Below are 24,913 nucleotides of genomic sequence, written 5' to 3' on the forward strand. Positions count from 1 at the left end.
AAGCAAAAAAGCAATGGCGTAAAAATTTATAGCAAGCGTGGCGAAGAAACCGCCTTTAGCTTTTTGGCACTAGACACTCACAGCCCTTACCATGATAACCGCCCCAATGCCACAGAAGGTAAGCCTGAAAAAAGAGAATATTACGCCTACTATATAGATACCACCGATGACCAATTTGGGCTACAAAGCGATGTGGTAAGTGTGGTGGTGTAGCTACAATAATTTATTACTAAAGAAGTATTGAGCAAACAGATATCAATAGCAATTTCAAGCAATTAAATATGATAGAAGTTTTAACAACCAAAGAGCGTGAAATACTTATATGCGTAGTTAAGGGCAGGCTAAATAAAGAAATTAGTGATGAAATGAATGTGGCTTTAAATACTGTAAAAAAACATACAACCAATATTTATAAAAAGCTACAAGTGCGAAATAGAAGTGAAGCGATAGTATGGTATATAAACTTACAGAATAAGAACTGATAAATATAAACACCCGTGGCGAAACTGGCCCTTGGAGCGAACCAATACAAGCTACGGTGGTGGGGTAAATGAATGTCATCCTGACGCAGGAAGGATCTACCCGAACAGCTGTACAAAAGCCTAGCAGATGCTTACTTCATCAGCCTAACGAAAAAATAAATACCCGTCAAGTCGAAAACGGGATTGTAGAATAGGCAACAAAATAAAAATGTATGAAAAAAATTATTCTCTTTTTGTCTTTACTTTTTTTGCAACAAACCATTTATGCACAAGCATACGTACCCACTAATGTGTCTGATTCATTAGCCTTGGTAAACTTGTACAACAGTACAGGTGGGGCTAATTGGACAAACAAAACAGGGTGGTTAAATGGCCGAGTGAGTAGTTGGTATGGTATTAATAGAAATAATTTAGGAAGAGTTAGAACAATAGATTTACCACAAAATAATTTGATTGGTGTGTTACCTACTACAATAGGAAATCTAACTGCATTAACTTATTTGTCTTTATATGACAATCAATTAAGTGGATCCATCTCAAGCTCAATAGGAAACCTAACTGCATTAAATTATTTGTATTTACATAATAATCAATTAAGTGAATCCATCCCTAGTTCAATAGGAAACCTTACTGCATTAACTGATTTGAGGTTAAATAATAATCAATTAAGTAAAACCATCCCCACTACAATAGGAAACCTAACTTCATTGAAACTATTATTTTTATCATCTAATCAATTAAGTGGATCCATCCCAAGTTTAATAGGAAACTTAACAGCATTAACTTATTTGGATTTAAGTTCCAATCAATTAAGTGGATCCATCCCTAGTTCGATAGGAAACCTTACATCATTAGCTTATTTGTATTTAAATAACAATCAATTAAGTGGAACAATCCCCACTACAATAGGAAACTTAACAACATTATTAGATTTAGCTTTATCTGAAAATCAATTAAGTGGATCCATCCCCAGTTCAATAGGAAACCTAAATGTATTAAGTAAGTTATATTTAAATTATAATAAACTTACTAGCCCAATACCATTACATACTATTTCTAAAATTCCAACTTTAACAGAATGTTATTTAGTTAAAAATTCTTTTGTATTTGACGGGGAGCTTTTGAATATCGCTAATAAGGCAAATATTTTCGGCAAATCGTATGGAAATCAAACAGCACTGTATGATAGCCTTGATATTTTTAGAACAGGCATTGTAGCACCTTATTCGTTACAACCTTTTGTTGCCTATAGCGGCTTTGGCGATACAGCAGATTATAATATCAGGGTAGATTGGTATAAAAATAATCAACTGTATGAAACCGTAAAAGGGTTACTAGCACACGGTGATTACTACCCAGGCTTAGTAAATAGTGGCGATGAATTTTATGCTGTAATAACCCACCCAAGTGCACCAGAGTTAAGGCTGGTTTCAAAAAAAATAAAAGCGGCTTTTCTATTATCAGGTTGTACAACACCAAATATTACAGTTTCAGGGTCTTCTAATATTTGTAGTGGGGGTAGTGTGTTGTTAACAGCCAATGTTCCAGGACCGGGTGCACAATGGTTTTTAAACGGAACAGCAATAACAGGCGCTACAGATATTTCTTATGCAGCCACGCAAGATGGTTCTTATACCTACCGCATCGTAAGCGGTGCATGTAGTGGCATAAGTTCAGCCCCTGTAATTGTAACACTATCTCAACCAGAAGTACCTACTATAATTACACCAAGTGGTTCAGTTGTTTGTACAGGGGGCAGCATTACGCTTGCTTCATCTGCTACAACAGGCAACCAGTGGTTACTAAATGGATCTGCCATTAATGGTGCCACGCAACCAACTTTGGCGGTTACTGCTGCAGGCAACTATTCAGTAAAAGTTACCAATAGTACGGGCTGTAATGTAACATCTACATCAAAAAGTATTAATATATCAAGTGCTGTTGCTGCCGTTATTACTACGGCAAATAATACTAGCATATGTTTGGGTAATACTGTAACATTAACCTCTAGTAATGCAAGTGGTAACCAGTGGTACTTAAATGGGGTAATGCTTAATGGGGCAACGGCTACTAATTTTACAGCCAATGCAACAGGCACCTATAGTGTTAAAGGCAATAATGGCTGTTTTAGTACAGGAATTTATATTACTGTTAACCCCTTTCCAACACCAGCAGTCCCAACTATTACTAATAATCGCCCATTAACTTTCTGTACTGGCGATAGTACGATATTAACTTCTAGCAGTAATGCAACAAATCAATGGTATTTAAATGGTACAGCTATTAATGGTGCAACAGGTGCAACATATGTTGCGAAAGTAGCAGGTAACTACACGGTAATTGCATCAAATGGCACTTGCACCAGTGCTGCAAGTGCAGCAACAACTATAATGGTAAATGCATTGCCAAGTATATTTTTAAGTGCCAGCAGCACTAATATAACATATGGTACAACTGTTAATTTTACAGCAACAGCAACCAATACTGGTGTTGCACCTCTTTATATTTTTAATATTAATGGAAGTTCAGCCCAAGAGAGTACCAGTAGCAATACATTCTCAACTAATTTATTACAAAATGGTGATGTTGTTAATTGTCAAGTTGTTATTTATTCGGGTTGCAAAGGGAATGTTACAAGCAATTCTATTCCTATTACTGTAAGCGGGTACACTTCTACTTGGAACGCAGTGGGTTCAGCCATTCCATTTACAAAAACAAATGCTTCTAAAATTGTGTTGGCAGCAGATAATACACCTTACGTTTACTACGTAGATACGCTTAATCAAAATAAGGGTACTGTAAAAAGTTTTGATGGTACTAATTGGAACAATATAGGCATCCCTGCCAGTTTACCTAGTAATGCAGATTTTGGGATATCACCTACTGGTATTTTATATGCTGCTGGCTTTATAGATACATCTACAAGAATTACAGTTATGAGGTATGTAAGTGGTAGTTGGCAAACTGTGGGGAACATAAATTCTATGCCTTATAATACACAATCTTACGCAAACAGGATATCGTTTTCAAGCGATGGCACACCATATTTAGGTTTTGGTGTTTTTACTGGCTCTATAACCCAACCTAATGTAATGCGTTTTGATGGCAGTAACTGGGTTTATGTGGGTAAGCCTAATTTTTACGATAAAGGTATTAACTGGTTTGATTTTAAACTTTCTCCAACAAATATTCCATATATAGTAATTGGAGATTTTGCTCAAACAGCTCAGGGTTTAACCTCTTTTAAATTTGATGGCATAAATTGGGTTACAGTTGGTGTATCAGGATTTAGCACTTGTGGCAATTATGTGTCTATGGCATTTGCTAATGACGGAACACCTTATGTTTGCGGTGGGGAACGTTTGAATTCAGGTGGTAACAGATGGAAAGTGGGTGTATTTAACTTTAATGGTACTAATTGGCAAACTGTTGGTGGGCCATATATCTCAACAGATTCTGCCTATTATCCTCAAATAATATTATCAAAAACGAATGTTCCAATTGTAGTGTATCAACGTTTTTCGAATAATCCTAATGCACCCACATTAAATTATATAGTTGCACGAAAATATGAAAATGGAATTTGGAGTCAGATTGGGGATAATGTTTCAGGCGTTGCTTCATCATCTACTTTGAGTAGACCGAATTTAGCAATTACAGCAGATAATTCAATTTTATATGCAACATATTCATTTGCAGCAGTTACTACTAGTTTCATAAAAAAGTTCACAGGCGCAATACTGCCTGTAACAATAATCTCTTTGGATGCCCATCAATCCAATAATAGGGTAATTCTTCATTGGCAAACCAGCAATGAAATCAATTTATCAAACTTTACCATCCAACGCAGTACCGACGCTAGCAGCTTTACTACTATAGACAAAGTAGTTGCAAAAGGTGGGGGGAATTATAGCTATACAGATAATCAATTACCAACTGCTACAACAGTTTACTATCGCCTTAAAATGGTAGATAAGGATGGTAGTTATACTTTTAGTAAAGTGGTGGCAATTAATTTAAACTCCAAACTTCAAACTTTAAACTTGTACCCTAACCCTGTAAAAGATAATCTATTTGTACAAGTAACCAGTTACAAGGCACAAAAAGCTACGATACAAATTACAGACATGCAAGGCAAGATATTACAACAACAACAAGTGTTTTTGCAAGTTGGTAGCACCAATACCAGTATTAACACGGCGGCTTTAGCTAAGGGTAGTTACCTATTACTTGTAAAAGGCGAGATGTTGCAACAACAACAATTTATAAAACAGTAACCAATACAATACAGTAAAGGCGGCGTAGTTATGGTGTTTAAACCAAGTGTTTTGCTAATTAGTATGCTGCCTTTGCTTTTTATTTTAAAAATGAAAAAATGAAAATTATGTTTACAAAGTTTAAACCTACCTTACTTTTTGTAGTGGCTATACTTGTGTTGGCTACAAGTACCCATGCCCAAACAAGTACCAAGCACCGCAAAAGCAGCAATGCTTATCGTAACAATTTTCAACGGGTAGCAATTGGCTATATTAACTCTTTTGAGATAAGGGCGGATGGTACCTTATGGGCTTGGGGATTTAATGATAATGGGCAATTGGGTGATGGCACAACCGTTAATAAAAGTAGTCCTATACAAATAGGTACAGATAACAAATGGGTAAACGTTTCTTGCGGTGGTGGGTTTCATACAGCTGCTATAAAAAGCGATGGAACACTTTGGGCATGGGGTAGTAATAATTCTGGGCAATTAGGGGATGGCACTACTGTTAACAAAAATAGCCCCACCCAAATAGGTGCAGATACTAAATGGGTATCCGTATCTGTTGGTAATGCCCATACTGTTGCTTTAAAAAGTGACGGTACACTATGGGCATGGGGTAGTAATGATTTTGGGGTTTTGGGCGATGGTAGCAATATTTATAAACTTAGTCCTACTCAAATAGGTACTGATACTAAGTGGCTAAGTATTTCAGCGGGTAATATGCACACACTAGCTTTAAAAAGCGATGGCACACTATGGGCATGTGGATATAATGCCCAAGGGGCATTAGGTGATGGTACCTTTACAAATAAAATAATAATATCACAAATAGGCATTGAAAATAAATGGATAAATATATCAGCTGGAGTTCATTTCTCACTTGCTTTAAAAAGTGATGGTACACTATGGGCTTGGGGCTATAATAATGTGGGACAGTTGGGTGATGATAGTAATGTAAATAAAACAAGTCCTACCCAGGTAGGTACTGATAACAGATGGGTTAGTATTTCTGCTGGGTTATACCACTCACTCGCTTTAAAAAGTGATGGCAGCTTATGGGCATGGGGTTTAAATAGGAAAGGTGCATTAGGCGATGGAACAACGACTGACAAAACAAGCCCAATACAAATTGGCATTGATACGAAATGGATACATTTTGTTAGTGGTGGAGAATACTCTGTAGCACAAAAAAGCGATGGTACGCTATGGGCTTGGGGTGAAAATTATAATGGTCAATTGGGTGATGGTACGACAGTTAATAAGATAAGCCCAATACAAATTAGCGTTACTGATAGCCGTGTACTAAGCGTAAGTAATAGCTTTTATCATACCCTTGTTGTAAAAACAGATGGTACATTGTGGGCTTGGGGAAGAAACCAATATGGTGAATTAGGTGATGGTACAACAATTAATAAAACTGCACCTAAACAAATAGGTACAGGTAATACTTGGGTAAGTGCAGTAGCAAGTCCAGATTATTCAGTAGGCATTAAAGCAGATGGCACACTATGGGCTTGGGGGCGAAATGACATTGGACAAATAGGCGATAACACTACTATCAATAAAAGCAGCCCTGTACAAATTGGTACTGACAACAATTGGATAAGCGTTTCAACATCGGGTGCACATACTATGGCCATAAAAAGCGATGGCACCTTATGGGGTTGGGGTGATAATGGCCTTGGACAATTAGGTGATGGTACATCTATTACTAGAGTTGTACCACGAAGAATAGGTACCGACAATAAGTGGGTAAGCGTTTCTGCGGGTGCTGTACACACAATTGCGCTAAAAAGTGATGGTACACTATGGGCTTGGGGTCTTAATAATTTTGGTCAATTAGGCGATGGTACTTTTGGCGATGGTACTAATAAACGTAACCCAGTACAAATAGGTACTGATAACAAATGGGTAAGTATGGCTGCGGGTTATTTCAATACTGTTGCCCTTAAAAGTGATGGCACTTTGTGGGCTTGGGGTGAGAATAGCTTTGGGCAATTGGGTGATGGTACTACTTTATATAAACCCAACCCAACACAAATTGGTACCGATAACAAATGGATGACTGTATCAGCAGGTTCAGACCACTCATATGCTTTAAAAACAGATGGCAGTTTATGGGCTTGGGGGCAAAATGTATATGGACAGTTAGGTGATGGTAATGTAACGAATAAGAGCAGCCCCTTCCAAATAGTTTCTCAAGCAAATATTGTTGCCCTAGACCAAGGTGGTATTGATTATCATAGTGCTATCATCAAGTCAGATAGGCGTACAGTTTGTTTCACTGGAAAAAATAGTGATGGTCAATTGGGTAATGGTACAACCACCAATAGTAATATTTATGGCTGTATTAGTTTAGTTACGGTATTGCCGCTAAACTTATTAGGCTTTACAGTACAATTACAAAATAACAATGCTATTTTAAATTGGCAAACCAGCAACGAGTTAAATCTGAGCCATTTTACTGTACAACGCAGCACCAATGGTAGCAACTATACTGATATTGGTAAAGTTGCAGCAAAAGGTGATGGTGTTTATAGTTATTTAGATAATAAATTGCCAAATGCAGCAGTTATTTACTATCGCTTACAAATGGTAGATAAAGATGGCAGCTTTACATATAGTAAGGTGGTGGCTGTAACGTTAAACGATAATCGTAAATCGCTAGTGGTGTATCCTAACCCTGTAAAAGATAATTTGTTTGTGCAGTTTGTATCTACAAAAGCAGAAAACATTACCATTCAAGTAACTGATTTGCAGGGTAGACTATTGCAACAATCGGTAAATGCTGTAAGTGTGGGTAATGTGTCATTATCTTTCAATACAAGTGCTTTGGCAAAAGGTAGTTATGTATTGCTTGTAAAGGGTAGTGGTAGTGTGCAACAAAAGCAGTTTATAAAAGAGTAGCAGTAATAAGCTATTTAACAAAAAATCCCGCCAAATTTTGGTGGGATTTTTTATTATAATAATTGTGATGATTTCTTAGAAAGTATATCTAATAGCTAAACCGCCCCAACCTGCTTCAAAATAAGTGTAACCAATAAGATTAAGGGATGGTTGCCAGTCGAAACTGATGTTTAATGGTGCATTTTTAATTTTATAATCTAAACCCAAAACACCATCAACACCAATGGCTACACTGTTGTTACGTTCTGGGTATTTTTTCTTCCAATCATCGTTCCAAACGCCAATGTGTGCACCTGGCCCTATGTACCATTTTAATCCTTCTGCACCTGCAATGTCATAATGCATTTCGTATAAGCCTGTAACTCTAAAGCCATCATTGTAAAAATAGCCTAACCCTTCAAGGGCTGTGTTAGCAGATGTAAAGTGCTTTACCGATAGTGCTGTTGGATAAAATTTTACACCAATGGCAGTTTTGTAATTGCTGCCCATGCTTTGCGCTTTGGTAATTTGTGATAAGGCAAGCGATAAGATGCCTAATAAAAAAATCTTTTTCATAACGATGATTTATTTTGTTGATAGCATTAGAAAACCGTGCCAATTTTCTTTCTCGCAGGTTTATTTTTTCTCGCAGATATCGCAGAATTGCGCAGATTTTTGTTTTTAGTGTGTACTATGATTTTTTCAGTGGAATTTCTGTAATGTGCGTGAGATAAAAGTTGAGATGGGTACAAATGCTGATAACAATAGCCCCGATAGAAGCGGCTAGCCCGCAGCGCAGTGAGGACTAATAGCGAATAGCGGGACAGCTGACCGGTTTTTTGTTGCAGCTGCGCTTCAAAAAAATGTAAGAAGCGTTTAGTATTTACACGATGTAATTGGATTTTCTATTAGGTTTGTATCATGCACAGTTTTAATGAATTAGTAAAGGATTTTGCGGCAAGATTTGAAGTGGCGCATTTTCCTGCAAGCCCTGCAACATTGTACGAGCCGGGTAATTATTTTTTGCAATTGGGTGGTAAAAGAATTCGCCCTGTGATGTGTTTAATGGGCAATGAATTATTTGACGAAATTTTGCCCGATGCGTATGAATTAGCTACGGCTATTGAGTTGTTTCACAATTTTACGTTGGTGCACGATGATATTATGGATGCGGCGCCATTGCGTAGAGGCATGGAAACAGTACACAAAAAGTATGGCGACAGTGTGGCTTTGTTGTGTGGTGATGTGATGATGATAAGAGCTTATGATTATTTGAACAAAATAAACACGCTGTATCTACAACGTATTATGTACTTGTTTAACAAAACGGCAAGAGAAGTGTGTGAGGGGCAGCAATTGGATATGGATTTTGAAGAGCGTAACGATGTGCAATTGAATGAGTACTTGCACATGATTTCGCTAAAAACATCGGTATTACTAGCTGCTAGCCTTGAAATGGGGGCGATTTTAGGTGGTGCAAGTGAAGGTAATTGTAGGCATATTTATGAGTTTGGATTGAACCTTGGTATTGCGTTTCAGATACAAGATGATTATTTAGATGCTTTTGGTGATCCTGAAAAATTTGGTAAAGATGTAGGTGGCGATATTAAGCAGAATAAAAAAACCTTCTTGCTACTGCATGCTTTAGAAGTGGCTAATGCTGCACAAAAAGTAGAAATAGAGAGGTTAATGGTTGAAAATCCTGCCGATAAAGTGCCAAAAATGTTGGCGATATTTAAAGCTTGCAACATAGATATTTGGGCAAATGAACTGAAAGAAAAATACTTACAAACAGCCTTACAACACCTAGAAGATATTGCTGTAACAAGCACTAGAAAAGCGCCATTAAAAGAATTGGCTGCGTTTTTAATTCAGCGACAGCACTAATAAAAAGTTCTGAAATTCAGGATTTAAAGTTTAAAAGTTTATTTTAGCGACTAGGGGAACATCATTTTACAAGCACAAAAGCAAGCTACGAACCATACAAAACCAAAACATGTCTAACTCATTATTTCGCACTAAGAATATTGATAAAATTTTAGCTGATGCAGCTAGCAATGAAGAAGGTCATGGCTCGGGCTTAAAGCGTGTATTAACCGTTAGAGACCTTACTTTTTTTGGTATTGCGGCTATTTTAGGTGCAGGTAGTTTTAGTAGCCTTGGCGGTGCTGTTTTTAGTGGTGGGCCAGGTGTGGTGATTTTGTTTTTGATAACAGCGGTTGCTTGCGCATTTACTGCTTTTTGTTATAGTGAATTTGCCAGTAGAATACCTGTTGCTGGTAGTGCTTACACCTATGCTTATGCAAGTTTTGGTGAATTGTTTGCATGGATAATTGGTTGGGCCTTGATAATGGAATATTGCATCGGTAATATTTATGTATCATACAGTTGGAGCGATTATTTTACCTCTTTAATGCATAGATGTAATATTCATATACCTGAATATTTAAGTACTAGCTACATGGAGGCAAAACATGCCATTGCAGATGGTAGCACAAATGCGGATGTACTGGCAGCATGGAATAAAGCACCTATGATAGGTAGCTTAAGATTGATTGTTGATTTACCTGCTTTTGTTATTAATATTCTAATTACCTATTTGGTATATCGTGGGGTAAAGGAGAGCCGCAATTTTAGTAACATTATGGTAGTATTAAAACTGCTAGTGGTGTTACTAGTAATTTTTGTAGGGGGCTATTTTGTATTTGCACATGGGCTTACGCCAAATTGGACGCCTGTAAACGATGCTGGTGTTCATTCGTTTATGCCAAATGGCTTTAGCGGTGTGATGGCGGCCGTAAGTGGTGTATTTTTCGCTTATATAGGGTTTGATGCGGTAAGTGTATTGGCAGAAGAAAGTAAAAATCCACAAAGAGATTTGCCAAAAGGCATGATATTATCGTTAGTGGTTTGTACTATTATATATGTATTACTTACTTTGGTATTAACAGGCGCGGTTAACTATAGAAACTTTGAAGGGGTAGGTGATCCACTAGCTTTTATTTTTGAACCACAAAACTTGAATGTAGGTTGGATGCAATTCTTAGTGGCTATTTGTGCGGTTGTTGCCATGACAAGTGTGTTGCTTGTGTTTCAAATGGGGCAGCCACGCATTTGGATGAGCATGAGCCGTGATGGTTTGCTGCCACCTATTTTTCAAACCATTCATCCTAAATTCAAAACGCCCTCTTTTTCTACCATTGTTACTGGTATGGTAGTAGGTATTCCTATTATATTTACCGATAAAACCTTTGTACTAGATTTTACAAGTATAGCAACACTGTTTGCGTTTGTATTAGTATGTGGTGGTGTCTTATTAATTCCTAAAAGAGAAAAACAAGCAGGCAAGTTTCATATTCCTTTCATTAATAGTCAGTTTATTTTTCCTGTGATTATTGTAGGTATTTTAATTGCGTTATGTGTATTTGTAAATGGCTACTATGAGCATCTATTTCAATTTAGTTTAACCACAACTGAGACTGATAGTATTATAAAAGGTATAGTAAATCCTACAGTTGAAGTTGTAAACAAAGCACTACATGATGCTGAATTGGCAAAAGTTACACTCAACATTTCTACTATTATTTTTTGGATAGTTGCCTTGCTATTATCTGTTTTAGCATTTGTAAAAAAATATTCGCTTATTCCATTGTTAGGTTTAATTACTTGTTTGTATTTATTAACAGGTATGACGGCTTTGAATTGGGCTTGGTTTGCAAGCTGGTTGTTGATAGGTTTAGTTATTTACTTTTTTTACAGTAGAAAGCACAGTACACTTAATTAACCGATTAAGATTTTTTTGAGATATTGAAGATGCCTTTAGTTGTATAGCTAAGGGCATTTTTGTTGATAATTAAAGCAACATTATTTATAGTTCACAAATTATTGCTGTGCTTAAATGCAACTTTCATGGATTAATTTTACTGTTTCATGAACTAAAACATCATTTTGTTGATATTATTTTAGTGGGTTTTAAAAATAGTTTAAACAATTTTTTTTCGGCTCAATAGTTTGATTGTCAATTAATTAGATACTTTTTGAAGCCTATCTTTAGCGAAAGGATTCTCATTTATGTGGTTTTATCCGTGGAAAAATTTTGAGATTTAGATAATTATCCACATTTTTGTAATTGTTTATGACCCTTTGTGTCTAAAAACCAACACTTACAAATCCGAAATCCTACCAAAAAGCAGATATTATGAAGCAATCTTTTTTATTGCTTGTACCCGAGGGTGCGAGTAAACCATTAATGCACTTTATATGTGCTCGATATTCAAAGTTGTGTAACACCACTTTGAATAATGGTCTGTTCATTTACAGATTAACGTCAGTATTTACATCTATCATCAAAGGTAAACCAATAGCTAACGAAATGGCACTCATATGGCTTTAATTTTTATGTACCTATAATCAACAAAGTATTTTAAGAACTAAATATAATTTTCTTTTTAAACTTTTTTAAATCAAACAAATGAAGAATCAAATCAAACTGCTAGCCTTTATCACTTTGGCTTTGCTATCAGTTAATTGTTACAGCCAAAGTGGTAATTCAATTACTATTACTCCTGCTATTACTGCGCAGAGTAATGCTTTTAAAAATCTTTCTGGTCAAAATAGGCTGACAGAGTTTAAAGCTTTGCAAGCATTAATTATTACAAAAGCTAGTAAAGCAACTTGCACAGGAACACCAGTTACTGACTTTACTACCAAAACAGAGGTAATAAGTTTACTGGGTACACCAGGTGAAACACTTTCACCCAATTTAATAGCATATAACTTAAGTGCAAATAACCTAGCTTGCCAAGTGACTGTGGGTATTGACAACAATGGTCTTGTACTATTTACCCAAATTAATAATTGCCCTTAATCCTTAATCGAATGAAAAAACTTTTAACAAAATTGAGTTTTACAAAAAATGTGCAAAGAGTATTTGCTCTTTTGTTGTTTTTTGTAATGGCTGCATTTTCTGCGGCTAACGCACAAACTGTTACGATAGAAAAAACAACTGTTTCTGGTTGTTACTATTACAGTGGTGCTAGTAAAACAACTGTAAGTGTTCAAGTTGGTTGGCTTAGTGCTAGCAATGGCAACGTAATTACCGTAACATTAGATGGTAATTCTGTAACAGCTAGAACTATTAGACCACAATCATACTACGATCCAGGTAGTGGTTCTGCGGTAGCAGGTCCTATTGTGACTCCTCAGGTGGTTGCTTTCGAAATCAACTCTGATGGCACTTCGCACACATTGCAAGCAGTTTTAAAAAATAGCGGTGGCACAACTTTAGCCACTTCTGCAACTAAAACTGTTTTAGCACCTTCGCCTTGTGAACCTACTGCATGTAGCGGTACAGATTTAGGCGGTATGGTTTATTTTGATAATAATGCAAATGGTGTTCACGAGTCTGGTGAAACTAAAGGTATTGATGGTGTTATTGTTAAAGCATTTGATAAAACTGGTGCAGTTTATACAGCAACATCTGATGCTGATGGCAAATATGCATTTAGTGCTGCAAATGGTAATGCAATTCCATCTGCTAATTTTCCTGTTCGTGTTGAGTTTACTAATTTTCCTGCTTTAACGCAAGGTTATGCAGGTCCATCTTTGAGTGGTAATGCTTCAAGTGTTCGATTTGTAAGTGCACCAGGTTGTGGTATTGATTGCGGTGCTGTAAACGAACCTAAGTATGCACAGAGTAATCCAACCGTTTTCAGTAGTATTTTTACTAATGGTAACCCATTGGGTGGTGGTGATGCTGCTACTATGCCAGCTATATTAGCGCATAGTTATAACAACATGACTGATAATAGCTTTACTACGATTGCTACTAATGCACAAGTAGGTACAGTATGGGCTCATGCTTGGAATAAATACAAAAAGAAATTATTTTCTGCTGCATTTCTAAAACGTCATGCTGGTCTTGGGCCTTTAGGTCTAGGCGGTATTTACGCTGTTGATTACTCTAATTCCGCTTCACCTGTGGTAAGTAACTTTCTTGATGTTACTACTCTAGGCATTAATGTTGGTACTATCGGTACAAATGTTGCTCGTGGGTTGCCTGCATCTAAAGGTAGCCCGAGCGCTGATGCTGATGCTTTTGATAAAGTAGGTAAAGCTGGTATAGGTGGTATGGGATTATCTGAAGATGGTAATACTTTGTATTTCGTAAATCTTAACGATAAAAGGGTATATGGTATTAATATATCTAACTATTTAGCTACTGGTGCTGCACCCACTTCTGGTGATGTAGTTTTTTATCCAATACCCGATCCAGGATGTATAAATGGAGAATTCCATCCTTTTGCGCTTAAAGTATATGATGGAAAATTATACGTAGGTTCAGTATGTGATGGTTCTACTGGTTCAAAATCTAATCTTGTAGGTTTTGTAAAAGCCATGGATATAAGTACAGGTTCTTGGGCTGATGTTTTTGAATTCCCATTAACTTATCCTAAAGGATATCCAAGTGCTGCTGAGCCTCAAACAACAGGTTGGTATCCTTGGACAAGCAACATTGCAGATGTGTGGGATGGTAATGGTGTAATTGTACACCCGACACCAGTTTTATCTGATATTGAGTTTGACTTAGATGGCACTATGGTACTTGCTTTAATGGATAGAGTAGGTAACCAAATGGGTAACTTCAACTATGATAATGCAACATACACAGCAGGTGAACAATGCGATGCTGGTGGTGATGTTCTAAGAGCATATTATTCTAATGGTGCTTATGTTTTAGAAAACAATGCAAAAGCTGGTCCAACAACTGGTTATGCACCTAACAATAACCAAGGTCCTGGTTTTGGTGAGTTTTACCATGATGACTTTAATAGAGTTGGTGGATACCACACTGAAATGGGTACTGGAGGGTTATTAATTGTACCTGGTGCTGGTGAAGTAATGGCAGGTATGGTGGATGCATCTGTATTTAGAGGTGGTGCCATCTGGGCAAATGGTGTACGTGTTAATAGTAACAGTACAGGTTTGCCACTTAGAGGTAAAGCCTACTATAGCAATAGTGGTATCAGCCAATTTGGTAAAGCAAATGGTATGGGTGACATTGTTGCTGCAATTGATGCTTTATCTTTCTTAGAAATTGGTAACTATGTATGGAATGATGCCAACTATAATGGTATTCAAGATCCTACTGAAACTGGTATTGCTGGTGTAAAAATGAATTTATACAATGCAACTACTGGTGCCTTAGTTAAATCAACTACTACTGACGCTAATGGTAACTATTACTTCTCTACCTTAAATGGCGATAATATTTTACCTAATACAAATTATGTAGTAGTGGCAGGTGTTGGTCAATACAATGGCACAACCAATGTATTCACCGTTAATGGGAAAGGTTATGCCATCACACCTGCATTTGTAGGTGAAGGCACAAACCCTACATTAAACGATAATAACTTTAGTGCTTCTACAGTTACAACCGCATTGGGTGCTATACCTGCTAACTTACCTAAGTTCGATGTAACTACTGGTAACGTAGGATATGTAAATCACACAATTGATTTAGGTTTAACTTATGGCACAATCGGTAATTACGTTTGGAAAGACACCAATAAAGATGGTATCCAAAACGAACCAGCTGCCAATGGCATTAATGGTGTAACCGTTAATCTATTAAAAGATGATGGCACAGGTAATTTTGTTGTGGTTGCTACTACAACAACTGCCGATTCTGTTACAGGTGGTCGTCCTGGTTACTATAACTTCCAAATTGCACAAAGTGGTAACTACAAGGTTCAGTTTCCTGCTATTTTAAATGGTAGCGATTCTTTAACTACTCAAACCGCTACAGCTGCAACTGATTATAACAGCGATGCTGACAGATCAAATGGTTTAAGCCCTGTAATTGTAATGGATATTACAAGCACAGGTGTAGCTAAAAACAATCCTACAATTGATGCAGGTTATTATACACCTGTAGGTAGTTTAGGTAACTACGTTTGGTACGATGATAATAATGATGGTATTAATAATGAGCCTGCTGCTAATGGTATCAATGGCGTAACTGTAGAATTGTACAAGAAAAACAGCTCTAACGTGTATGTTTTATTTGCAACTACAACTACTGCTGACTCATTATCTGCAACAGGTGGAACTAGTAACCCTGGTTACTATAATTTCCCTAACCTTTTGGCAGGTGACTATAAAGTGAAATTCCCTACAAGCGTTGGAACTTTCCCATTAAGCGATGTTAAAAACCAAGCGGCACAAGAAGATTATAATAACGACGCTGATAAAACAACTGGTTATAGCGGTGTGGTTACTATTAATCCAATCTCTGCTACTAGCTTAGATCAAAATAACCCTACAATAGATGCTGGTTATAAAACCAATATTGGTAGCTTAGGTAATTATGTCTGGTACGATGCAAATGGCAATGGTTTACAAGATGAGCCTGCTTCTAATGGTATTAACGGCGTAAAAGTTTACTTATACAAAGAAATTACTGGTGTGTTTACAAAAGTTGATAGCACAATTACTGCTAACAATGGTGGTAACCCTGGTTATTACAATTTCCCTAATTTAGGTAGTGGTAATTATCAAGTAGAATTCCCGCTTTCAACATCAGCTGGTACATTAACTACTGCTAACCAAACTGCTAAAACAGATGGTAATAGTGATGCTGATTTGACAACTGGTAGAAGTGCTACTGTGATACTTAATACTCAGTCTGCCGTAGCATTAGACGTAAACAACCCAACTATTGATGCAGGTTACAGACCTGCAGGTAGTTTAGGTAATTATGTTTGGTACGATAGCAATAACAATGGTATTCAAGACGAACCTGCTGCAAATGGTATTAATGGTGTTACTGTTAAATTATTGAAAGATGACGGTACAGGTAACTTCGTACAATTTGCTACAACTACTACTGCAGATTCTGTTGCTGGTGGTAGACCAGGTTATTACAACTTCCCTAATTTATTAGCGGGTAGATATATTGTACAATTCCCTACTTCTATTGGTAATTATCCTATTAGTGATGTTACAAACCAAGCACCCCAAGTAAACTATAACAATGATGCCGATAAAGCAACTGGTTATAGTGGTGTGGTTACAATAGATGTGTATGGTTCTGGTTTAAATAAAGACAACCCAACTATTGATGCTGGTTATAGAACCAATATCGGTAGCTTAGGTAACTATGTGTGGACAGATACAAACGCTGATGGTGTTCAAAATGAGTCTACAACTAATGGTATTAATGGTGTGAAGGTTTACTTATTGAAAGAAACTGCACCAGGTGTTTATACCAAATTTGATAGTACTGTAACGGCCAATAAAGGTGGTAATCCTGGTTACTATAATTTCCCTGATTTAAACAGCGGTAATTATAAAGTACAATTCCCTACCACAATTTATGGCTCACCAATAAGCAAACAAACTGTTACACCTCAAACAGATTTAAACAGTGATGCTGATTCTGCTACTGGTATTTCTCCAGTGGTTGCTATCAATACATCTAGTTCAAATCATTTGGATGTAAATAACCCAACAATTGATGCAGGTTATAAATACTCTGTTGCACCAAACTGTAACATGACTGCTTCAATTACTGTTAATCAAATTGCACAGTGTGTAACTAATAATCAATACCAATTCACTGGTAACTTTACTGGTGGTACTGGTCCTTACACATTCTTCTGGGATTTGAATGATGGTACATATGCTTATACTAAAGATGTAACACACACTTATGCAACTGCAGGTGAACATGACGTTACCTTTATTGTAAGAGATAGCAGAGGTTGTGAAGCACATGCTTCTACTGTACAGATTTATATAGGTGCTAAACCAATTGCTGCATTTGAAGTTTATAACAATTCTGGCACTGGTGCTGGTGTTTCATTCAATAGTACCTCTACTATTAGCGGTGGCTGGATGACATACAAATGGGATTTAGGTAATGGTACAACATCAACGTTGAGCAATCCTGGTCCTATCTATTATGCACCTGGTACATATTCTGTTACATTAATTGCTACTGGTAATTTTGGTTGCAGCGATACTATTACAAAAACTATCGTTGTTCCTAATCCTGGTTCATACTGTACTGCACCTACTGCTGCATTTACTATTAACAATGCTTCACAGTGTGTAAATGGTAATGTATTTGCCTTTACCAATGCAACAATCAATGGTTCTACTTACAAATGGAACTTTGGTGACGGTTCAGCAGTAGTAACTGCAAGTGCAGCTAGTCATACTTATGCAAGTGCTGGTACTTATACAGTTACTTTAATTGCAACCAATACTTGCGGTAGCGATACAGTAACTAAAATAGTGGTTGTTAAGCCTTTACCAGCAACACCTGCTGCCATTAGTGGTTCAACTAGTGTAAATGCTGGTAACGTTATTACTTTATCTACTTCATCTACAGGTGGTGTATGGTCAAGTTCTAACACTGCTGTTGCTACTGTAAATGCTTATGGTTTTGTATATGGCTTAACTGCAGGTACAACTACTATTAGCTATACATTAAGCAACGATTGTGGTTCTGTAAGTGCTACTTATGTAGTAACTGTTATTGGTTCTATTGTTCCACCAGTTACTTGTGTAAGCCCTACAGCAAACTTTACAATCAATACTGCAAACCAATGTTTAGCATCTAATGCTTATACATTCACTAACAGTACTACGGGTACTTCACCTACATATGCATGGGATTTTGGTGATGGTTCAACAACAACTACAGCAAATAGTACACATACCTATTCTGTAGCCGGTACATTCAATGTTAAATTAGATGTTACCAATGCTTGTGGTACTAGCACGATTACTAAAACAGTTGTTATTTCAGATGTACCTGCTCAGCCAGCATCTATCAGTGGTACTACGGCTGTATTAGTTGGTTCTACTACTGCATTAAGCAGTGCAACCACAGGTGGTACATGGTCTAGCAACAATACAGGCGTTGCAACTGTAAACCCTACAACTGGTCTTGTTACAGGTATTGCAAATGGTACTGCAACAATTACTTACACTGTAAGTAACGCTTGTGGTTTTGCTTCAAGATCTGTTACTGTAACCATATCTACACCGGTAGTACCTTGCGTATTGCCTTCTACACCAGCATCTATTACTGGTACAACTACCTTAACCGTGGGTGCAACAACTACTTTAAGTAGTGTAACCGCAGGTGGTGTATGGAGCAGCAGTAACACAGGTGTTGCAAACATCAATCTATCAACTGGTTTGATAACAGCAGTAGGTACAGGTACAACAACTATCAGCTACACAGTATCAAATGCATGTGGTAGTGCCAGTGCAAGTAAATTAGTAACAGTAAACACAGCCTGTGTAACACCAGTTGCTAACTTTACTGTAAACAACGCAACACAGTGTTTAAATACCAATAGCTTCGTATTTACCAATACAACAACAGGAACAGCAGACAGCTATACATGGAACTTTGGTGACGGAAGCAGTACCGCAACGAGCCCTACACATACTTATGCAGCAGCAGGTACTTATACAGTAACCTTGCAAGCATCAAGTGCATGTGGTGGTAGCAGCAAAACAACAACGGTAACTGTTCAGTCTGGTGCTACAGCGCCTGCTGCAATAGGTGGTACACCTTCTGTACCTGTTGGTTCAACTACTACACTTACTTCTTCAACTGTAGGAGGTGCGTGGTCAAGCAGCAATACTGCAGTAGCAACAGTTAACCCTACAACGGGTGTTGTTACAGGTGTTGCAGCTGGTACAGCAACAATCAGTTACACAGTTAATAATGGTTGTGGCTCTGCAAGTGCTACATTGCTAGTAACAGTTACTGTTCCTTGTGGTGCGGGTACAACGTCTACAACTAATGCAACAATCTGTCAAGGTACAGGCTATAGCTTCAATGGTGGTTACTATACAGTAGCAGGTTCTTACACCGCACATTTAACCAATGTTGCAGGTTGCGATAGCGCCGCTACATTAGTATTAACGGTTAATCCATTACCTACACAGCCTTCAGCTATTACAGGTACTACGTCAATATTAGTAGCAGGAACTACTACATTAAGTAGCACACCAGCAGGTGGTGTATGGTCAAGCGCTAATACATCAGTTGCAACTGTAAATCCTTCAACTGGCCTTGTTACAGGTGTTGCCACAGGTTCTGTAGCAATTACTTATACAGTAACAAATGGTTGTGGTAGCAGAAGCGTAAGCACTACAGTAACAGTAGGTACACCAGTGGTAGTAGTACCACCTACACCAACATGTAACTTAGTAGCTGGTTTCACCATCAATAACAACAGACAATGTGTTACCGATAACCAATTTGTATTTACCAATACAACAACTGGCGGTACTGCACCATATACTTACCTATGGGATTTGAACGATGGTACTTATGCTTCTACACAGCACGTAACTAAAACTTACGCTACATATGGTGAGCATGATGTAACCTTGAAAGTAACTGATGCGAATGGTTGTGTAAGCAATGCAAATGCACAGCAGTTATACGTAGGTGCAAAACCAAAAGCTTCATTCAGTATTTTAACTAATACTGGTAGCGGTTCAAGCACTACCTTCATTAGTTCAAGCACTGTAGCTTTAGGTACTATGAGTTACTTATGGGATTTGGGTAATGGCCAAACATCAACTTTGGTAAACCCAACCACCAACTATACACCAGCACCAGCTACACCTTACACTATTAAATTAATAGTAAGTGGTTGGGGTACTTGTAAAGACACTGCTATACAAACCTATACACAATATGCTATTGCAAGCGTAAGTGTATATCCTAACCCAGTAATGGATGCTATACAAGTAAGCTTTAGAGCTGCTTCTGCAACACCAACTACTGTTAAGATTATGGATTTGGCTGGTAGAGTATTACAAATACAAACTGTAACCCCTGTTTCTACTGGTGCTAATGTAACAGCAACTTTAGATACACGTGGCTTACAAAGCGGTAGCTACATTGTACACATATCTGATGTACAAAACGGCTTCTTAGCTACAAAAGCTATCTTGAAACAATAACTATAAAAGGTTTCAAATACATTAAAACGGCTAGTAACGAAAGTTGCTAGCCGTTTTTTATTAGATTGATGGATCTAGTAAATGTAATTAAGTGAGATAATTATTGTTTTCAAAAGAGTGTTGTAGGTGTTACTTTCTAGTCAGGTAATCTACAAAAGCCAAGAATCCTCACTTTGTATGCTGAATTAAGCTAGTTTATTATCAGGTCATGACGAATGATAGGAATGATAGCGAGCTTATTGATTTATGGATTCATGTATAAGGTTTTGTAAAAGGCATTGAAGCAATGAAAGATTTAGTAAGAAATAAATAGTAACTGATTATTTATTGTTTGACAACAACTAGCCCAGCAACAAATTAAATGTTGTCAACGTTAGTGTTGCCAAATGTTTTAAAAAGCAAATGGAAACAGAAGGTGCGGAAACAAACAAAATGTTTCCATAGATGGTGTTTCCAAAAGGATTTTTGAAAGCAGCTAGTTTAAAACAAAAAGAGGCGGTCTCAAAAACATGAGACCGCCTCTTTTGCTACCTTGCTTCGATAATTATTTTTTAGTGGTTGTAGCTATTGGCTTATAAATAAACTTTGGGCCAGCAAAGCAAGGTGTCGCTTTTATTTTAAAAATACCATCTTCATTTACCACATTTGCCCAGCAATATTCTGCACCAGGTGTATCATCGTTTTTCATTTGTGGTACATACCATAGTACAATGCTGCTGTTGTTAATTTTTTCAGGGTTAGGCTCTATAAATTTCTCAGGGCCTTGTTTGTAATCTGTATTGCAGCAAGGGCCAATGGTAATTAAATCGTTATAACCTTCTTGTAATTCTGGGTGGTTTTTGGTAATGTACAAGTAGGCATTATCGCCTCTGCCACCGTCTTTAAACTGCCCTGTAGATGGTTGAATAAAATACTGCGCATCAGCATTTGGCTGTATGGCATATTGGTAGCCTTCTTTGGTGTAAGCAGTGGTGGGTTTTTGTAATTGCCAGCCCTCTTTGTTCCAAATGCTCCAATCTGTTTTGTTCCATTCTTTAAATTGTTGGTTATCGCCTGTAAATTCTACACGTATTACAGGGCGATATGTACCATCATTGCCACAGCCTCTGCCTAAGCTTGCAACTACCACTCTAAAGTCGCCATTATCGTAAAACAAATAGCGCTGCGAATAGCTATAATTACATGGTGTTGGGTACATCTCGCTGTAAAATTTTTGTTCTAGTACAAAGCCTTTTTCGTGGTTGTCTTCGTCTATAAATTCAAAAATTTGAGGTGGTTCTGTAGCTACTACTGCACTTTGGCTAAACATTGGGCAACCCACTGCATCGCTGTAACCAAAGCCATCGGTATTGCTATAACTCACGTGCCAGTCTACCAGTTTAGCGCTGTTTAATACAGGTTTGTCTTGGTACTTTACATCAAATATTTTTAAGCCATCGCTGCTTGTTAATATGTAATCAACTTTCCAGTTGTGTTTAGCTACTGTATTTACTTTTTCGCAAAAACAATCTTGTATGGTTTCATTTTGAATTTTACGCTCTGTGAGCAATTCGTTTTGCACGTTGTTACCAAGATTTGTCCATCTTACACCTACTAATTTCATTTCGGTAATATCTACAATAGCCCATAAAGCACGGTCTTTTGATACAAACGTAGGCGCTAGACATAAGTGCATACTACGTTCGCAACGGGTTTTGTTTAGTGCTGTTTTGGTATTGCTCATCACTGGCATGTTAATGCTAGGTTTAAAGCCGAGGGCTTTTTCTACTTCTTTAGAATTGATGGCTATTTCTATACCTAGGCGAGCGATTGCGTTAGGAACATCTGGCTGCGTTTCGGTAAGCGTATTTACCAAAATCACTTTCTTATCCTTCATATCTACAACAGCAACTGTACTTAGGTTGTAGGCAAAATTGTACATCTCAACTTGAAAGTATCTGCCTTTTTCAAAGAGCACACCTTTAGGTATTACACTTTGCCTTGCATAATACACACCAAAAATTTGATTGAGTAATGCTTTTTTAGTAGTAGCATCTATTAAAAAGCGAGAAAAATTGGTGTCTTTTAAAGCAATGGTTTCTGCTAAAACAATAGAATCGTTTAGCCCTGTATTTTTACCTAAGTCTAAAAAAATGGGTTGTTTTTTAGCTAGTGCTGTTGCTATTTGTTTTTTGCGTTGCACAATAGCTGCCAATGTATCGTTGGTACTCTTACCAAGCACTTCGCTCTTATACACGTTTACATAGCTATAGTTGCTAGAAGTGTCTTGTGCACTAGCGATGCCATAAAACAAAATGGCGCTCAAGGTTGCTAATAGTTTATTTCGTATCATGCTTTTGTTTGTGCTTATCTATAAAACTTGAATCGGTTAAGCTTTCTAAAAAATAAATCAGTTGTATTTTTTCTTCAGGCGTAATGGTGAAACCCTTTATTAGTGGGCTTTTTAGCGCATTGTTATAGCCATTGCCTTTGTAGGAGCCAGTAGTAATATTGCGGCCGCCTTTGCTGTAGATATCTATCATCTCATTTAATGAGGCTACGCTGCCATCGTGTGTGTAAGGTGCGGTAATGCTTACGTTTCTTAAGCTTGGTACTCTAAATTTACCTTTGTCAGCAGCTTGGTGTGTTACATCATACAAGCCTTGGTCTGTAGTAGGGTAGGTGTTACTATCACCTACATTGTACAAGCCAGTATTGTAAAAATCGCTTGCTGATGCGCTACCCAAATTTTTACTGTTGTGGCAGTAACTGCATTGTAATTTTTTAGAGAAAAATAATTGCATACCTTTTTTGGCATCAGCACTTAAAGCATTCGTATCACCACGTAAATACTTATCATAGTTGCTTTGATAGCTTATTAAAGTGCGTTCATAAGCCACTATACACTCAATCATTTCAGCGATTGTAATGGTGTTTTTTTTGTAAATGGATTGTATGTTTTTACTATAAATGCTGGCAATTCGTTGCAACATGTTAGCTTCATTATTATACCAGCCTAGCTCGTTAGGTAAGTGGTTAAATAATGGCATTTGTATTTGCTGTTGTAACTGTTTTACATTGCTGTCGGCCCAGGTATAACAAGGGTAAGTGCTAATATTTTGTAGACCCGGTGCATTGCGTTTTACATTATAACCATCAATACCAATAGATTTTTTGTAGCCATCGGTAAAAGCAAATTGAGGATCGTGACAGCTACTGCAAGATTTTGTATTGTTTAATGATAGCGCATTGCTAAAGAATAAGATTTTACCAAAAGCCGCCTTGCTAGCTGTTGTATTTTTATGGCTTGTGGCATTACCAAATAGAAATGGCAAGCTAATGATAGCTAGGTTGAGAAATAGGGTAGTATATAATAGCGGACTTTTTTTCATGGCGCATTATTCTATTGATTCTAAAATCCAACGATTACTCACTTTGCTCCAAACAAAACGATAGGTAGATTCAATTTTATCGCTTGTAGCCTCAAGATTGTAATTAAATGATTTGCCAGTAACAATCATTGCGCCATTTACAAATCGTATTTTTCTTGGCTTATCGTCACCACGTAGGCCAAGGTTTTCAAGGCTTGTTTCTAATCTAAAGCTATTTCTTACCAATGCGCCTTTGCCATCAATAAGGTAAGAGAAAATTTTGCCATCTCTAGCACTACCATAATATAATCGTCGGGCATTTTTTTCATCTGTAGAAATGGCTAATGACAAAGCATCTGCATTTGTAAGCGTGTCTATAATTTTTTTTGTAGCAACATCAATGTGGTAAATAGCGCCAATTTCTTTCCGCCTACTACTGCCATATACACTGCTTGTCCAAATGCTCATATCGGTACAGTCGAACGTTAAACTAAGTAAACCATATGGGTTGTTAATAGCTTGTGTGCTATCTGCTTTAAGATCCATCCACACACTCATTTTTCCCGTTTCGCTATCTACCTTCATTATTCTATTCATTTGCCAAGGCTTATTCTGCAAAAGCGAAATAAAAGGTGTGGGCAAAACATAAATATTGCCTTTATTATCAAATGTGATAGATGATAAATAGCCAAACTGTTTCCAGGTTGCATCTTGATACACTTTTTGCCTTTCTTGATTGGCATTTACAGCTTTGGTCTTTTTGTCTCTTGCAAGTTCAATCAGCATTAAACCTACCTTGTTTTTTTCGGTAGTGCTAAAGGCGCTTGCTGCAATATCGTAACCCATTTTACCAACAAATGATGGGAATTTCGTACAGCTATTATTGTTAATAACCTGTTTAACTTGAGCTACAGCAATATGAGTGATTG

The 24,913-nt window shown here is 37.2% G+C and carries 12 protein-coding genes; 8 read left to right on the plus strand and 4 right to left on the minus strand.

Features of this window, described 5'->3' with window-relative positions; all coding sequences use genetic code 11:
* The 4 genes from ACT9TX_RS10220 to ACT9TX_RS10235 all read left to right on the plus strand — a co-directional run.
* On the plus strand, window positions 1-213 hold a 213-nt coding region (locus ACT9TX_RS10220; protein WP_481338187.1), incomplete at its 5' end, for a hypothetical protein.
* A gap of 68 nt (window positions 214-281) precedes the next feature.
* Complete coding sequence (locus ACT9TX_RS10225) at window positions 282-482, plus strand: response regulator transcription factor (RefSeq protein ID WP_481338188.1); 201 nt, start codon at window positions 282-284, stop codon at window positions 480-482.
* A gap of 212 nt (window positions 483-694) precedes the next feature.
* The gene (locus ACT9TX_RS10230; protein ID WP_481338189.1) at window positions 695-4,759 is read left to right on the plus strand and encodes a leucine-rich repeat domain-containing protein; all 4,065 of its coding nucleotides are present in this window, start codon (window positions 695-697) and stop codon (window positions 4,757-4,759) included.
* A 98-nt stretch (window positions 4,760-4,857) separates the two neighbouring features.
* The gene (locus ACT9TX_RS10235) at window positions 4,858-7,650 is read left to right on the plus strand and encodes a T9SS type A sorting domain-containing protein (RefSeq protein ID WP_481338190.1); all 2,793 of its coding nucleotides are present in this window, start codon (window positions 4,858-4,860) and stop codon (window positions 7,648-7,650) included.
* A gap of 75 nt (window positions 7,651-7,725) precedes the next feature.
* On the opposite strand, the gene ACT9TX_RS10240 is transcribed toward ACT9TX_RS10235, so the two are convergent.
* Window positions 7,726-8,205, minus strand: coding sequence for a hypothetical protein (locus ACT9TX_RS10240; RefSeq protein WP_481338191.1), 480 nt, complete (start codon window positions 8,203-8,205; stop codon window positions 7,726-7,728).
* 345 nt (window positions 8,206-8,550) lie between these two features.
* Here ACT9TX_RS10240 and ACT9TX_RS10245 point away from each other — a divergent pair, with 345 nt between their 5' ends.
* From ACT9TX_RS10245 to ACT9TX_RS10260, 4 genes are all read left to right on the plus strand, one after another.
* Window positions 8,551-9,516, plus strand: a complete 966-nt coding sequence (locus tag ACT9TX_RS10245; RefSeq protein WP_481338192.1) for a polyprenyl synthetase family protein — start codon at window positions 8,551-8,553, stop codon at window positions 9,514-9,516.
* A gap of 109 nt (window positions 9,517-9,625) precedes the next feature.
* The gene (locus ACT9TX_RS10250; protein ID WP_481338193.1) at window positions 9,626-11,413 is read left to right on the plus strand and encodes an amino acid permease; all 1,788 of its coding nucleotides are present in this window, start codon (window positions 9,626-9,628) and stop codon (window positions 11,411-11,413) included.
* A gap of 687 nt (window positions 11,414-12,100) precedes the next feature.
* Window positions 12,101-12,496: a hypothetical protein gene (locus ACT9TX_RS10255; RefSeq protein ID WP_481338194.1), complete on the plus strand. Its 396-nt coding sequence runs from the start codon at window positions 12,101-12,103 to the stop codon at window positions 12,494-12,496.
* Window positions 12,497-12,507: 11 nt separating this feature from the next.
* Window positions 12,508-20,634: an SdrD B-like domain-containing protein gene (locus tag ACT9TX_RS10260; RefSeq protein ID WP_481338195.1), complete on the plus strand. Its 8,127-nt coding sequence runs from the start codon at window positions 12,508-12,510 to the stop codon at window positions 20,632-20,634.
* Between the two features lie 544 nt (window positions 20,635-21,178).
* On the opposite strand, the gene ACT9TX_RS10265 is transcribed toward ACT9TX_RS10260, so the two are convergent.
* From ACT9TX_RS10265 to ACT9TX_RS10275, 3 genes are read right to left on the minus strand one after another with little or no spacing between them, the layout of a single operon-like run.
* The gene (locus ACT9TX_RS10265; RefSeq protein ID WP_481338196.1) at window positions 21,179-22,966 is read right to left on the minus strand and encodes a hypothetical protein; all 1,788 of its coding nucleotides are present in this window, start codon (window positions 22,964-22,966) and stop codon (window positions 21,179-21,181) included.
* Complete coding sequence (locus ACT9TX_RS10270; protein ID WP_481338197.1) at window positions 22,953-24,005, minus strand: cytochrome c peroxidase; 1,053 nt, start codon at window positions 24,003-24,005, stop codon at window positions 22,953-22,955. The genes ACT9TX_RS10265 and ACT9TX_RS10270 overlap by 14 nt, the downstream gene beginning before the upstream one ends.
* 6 nt (window positions 24,006-24,011) lie before the next feature.
* Entirely contained in the window at window positions 24,012-24,830 is an 819-nt protein-coding gene (locus ACT9TX_RS10275; protein WP_481338198.1) for an SMP-30/gluconolactonase/LRE family protein, read from the minus strand.
* Window positions 24,831-24,913 lie beyond the last annotated feature (83 nt).

It is taken from the genome of Parasediminibacterium sp. HNIBRBA5674 (assembly GCF_056745525.1).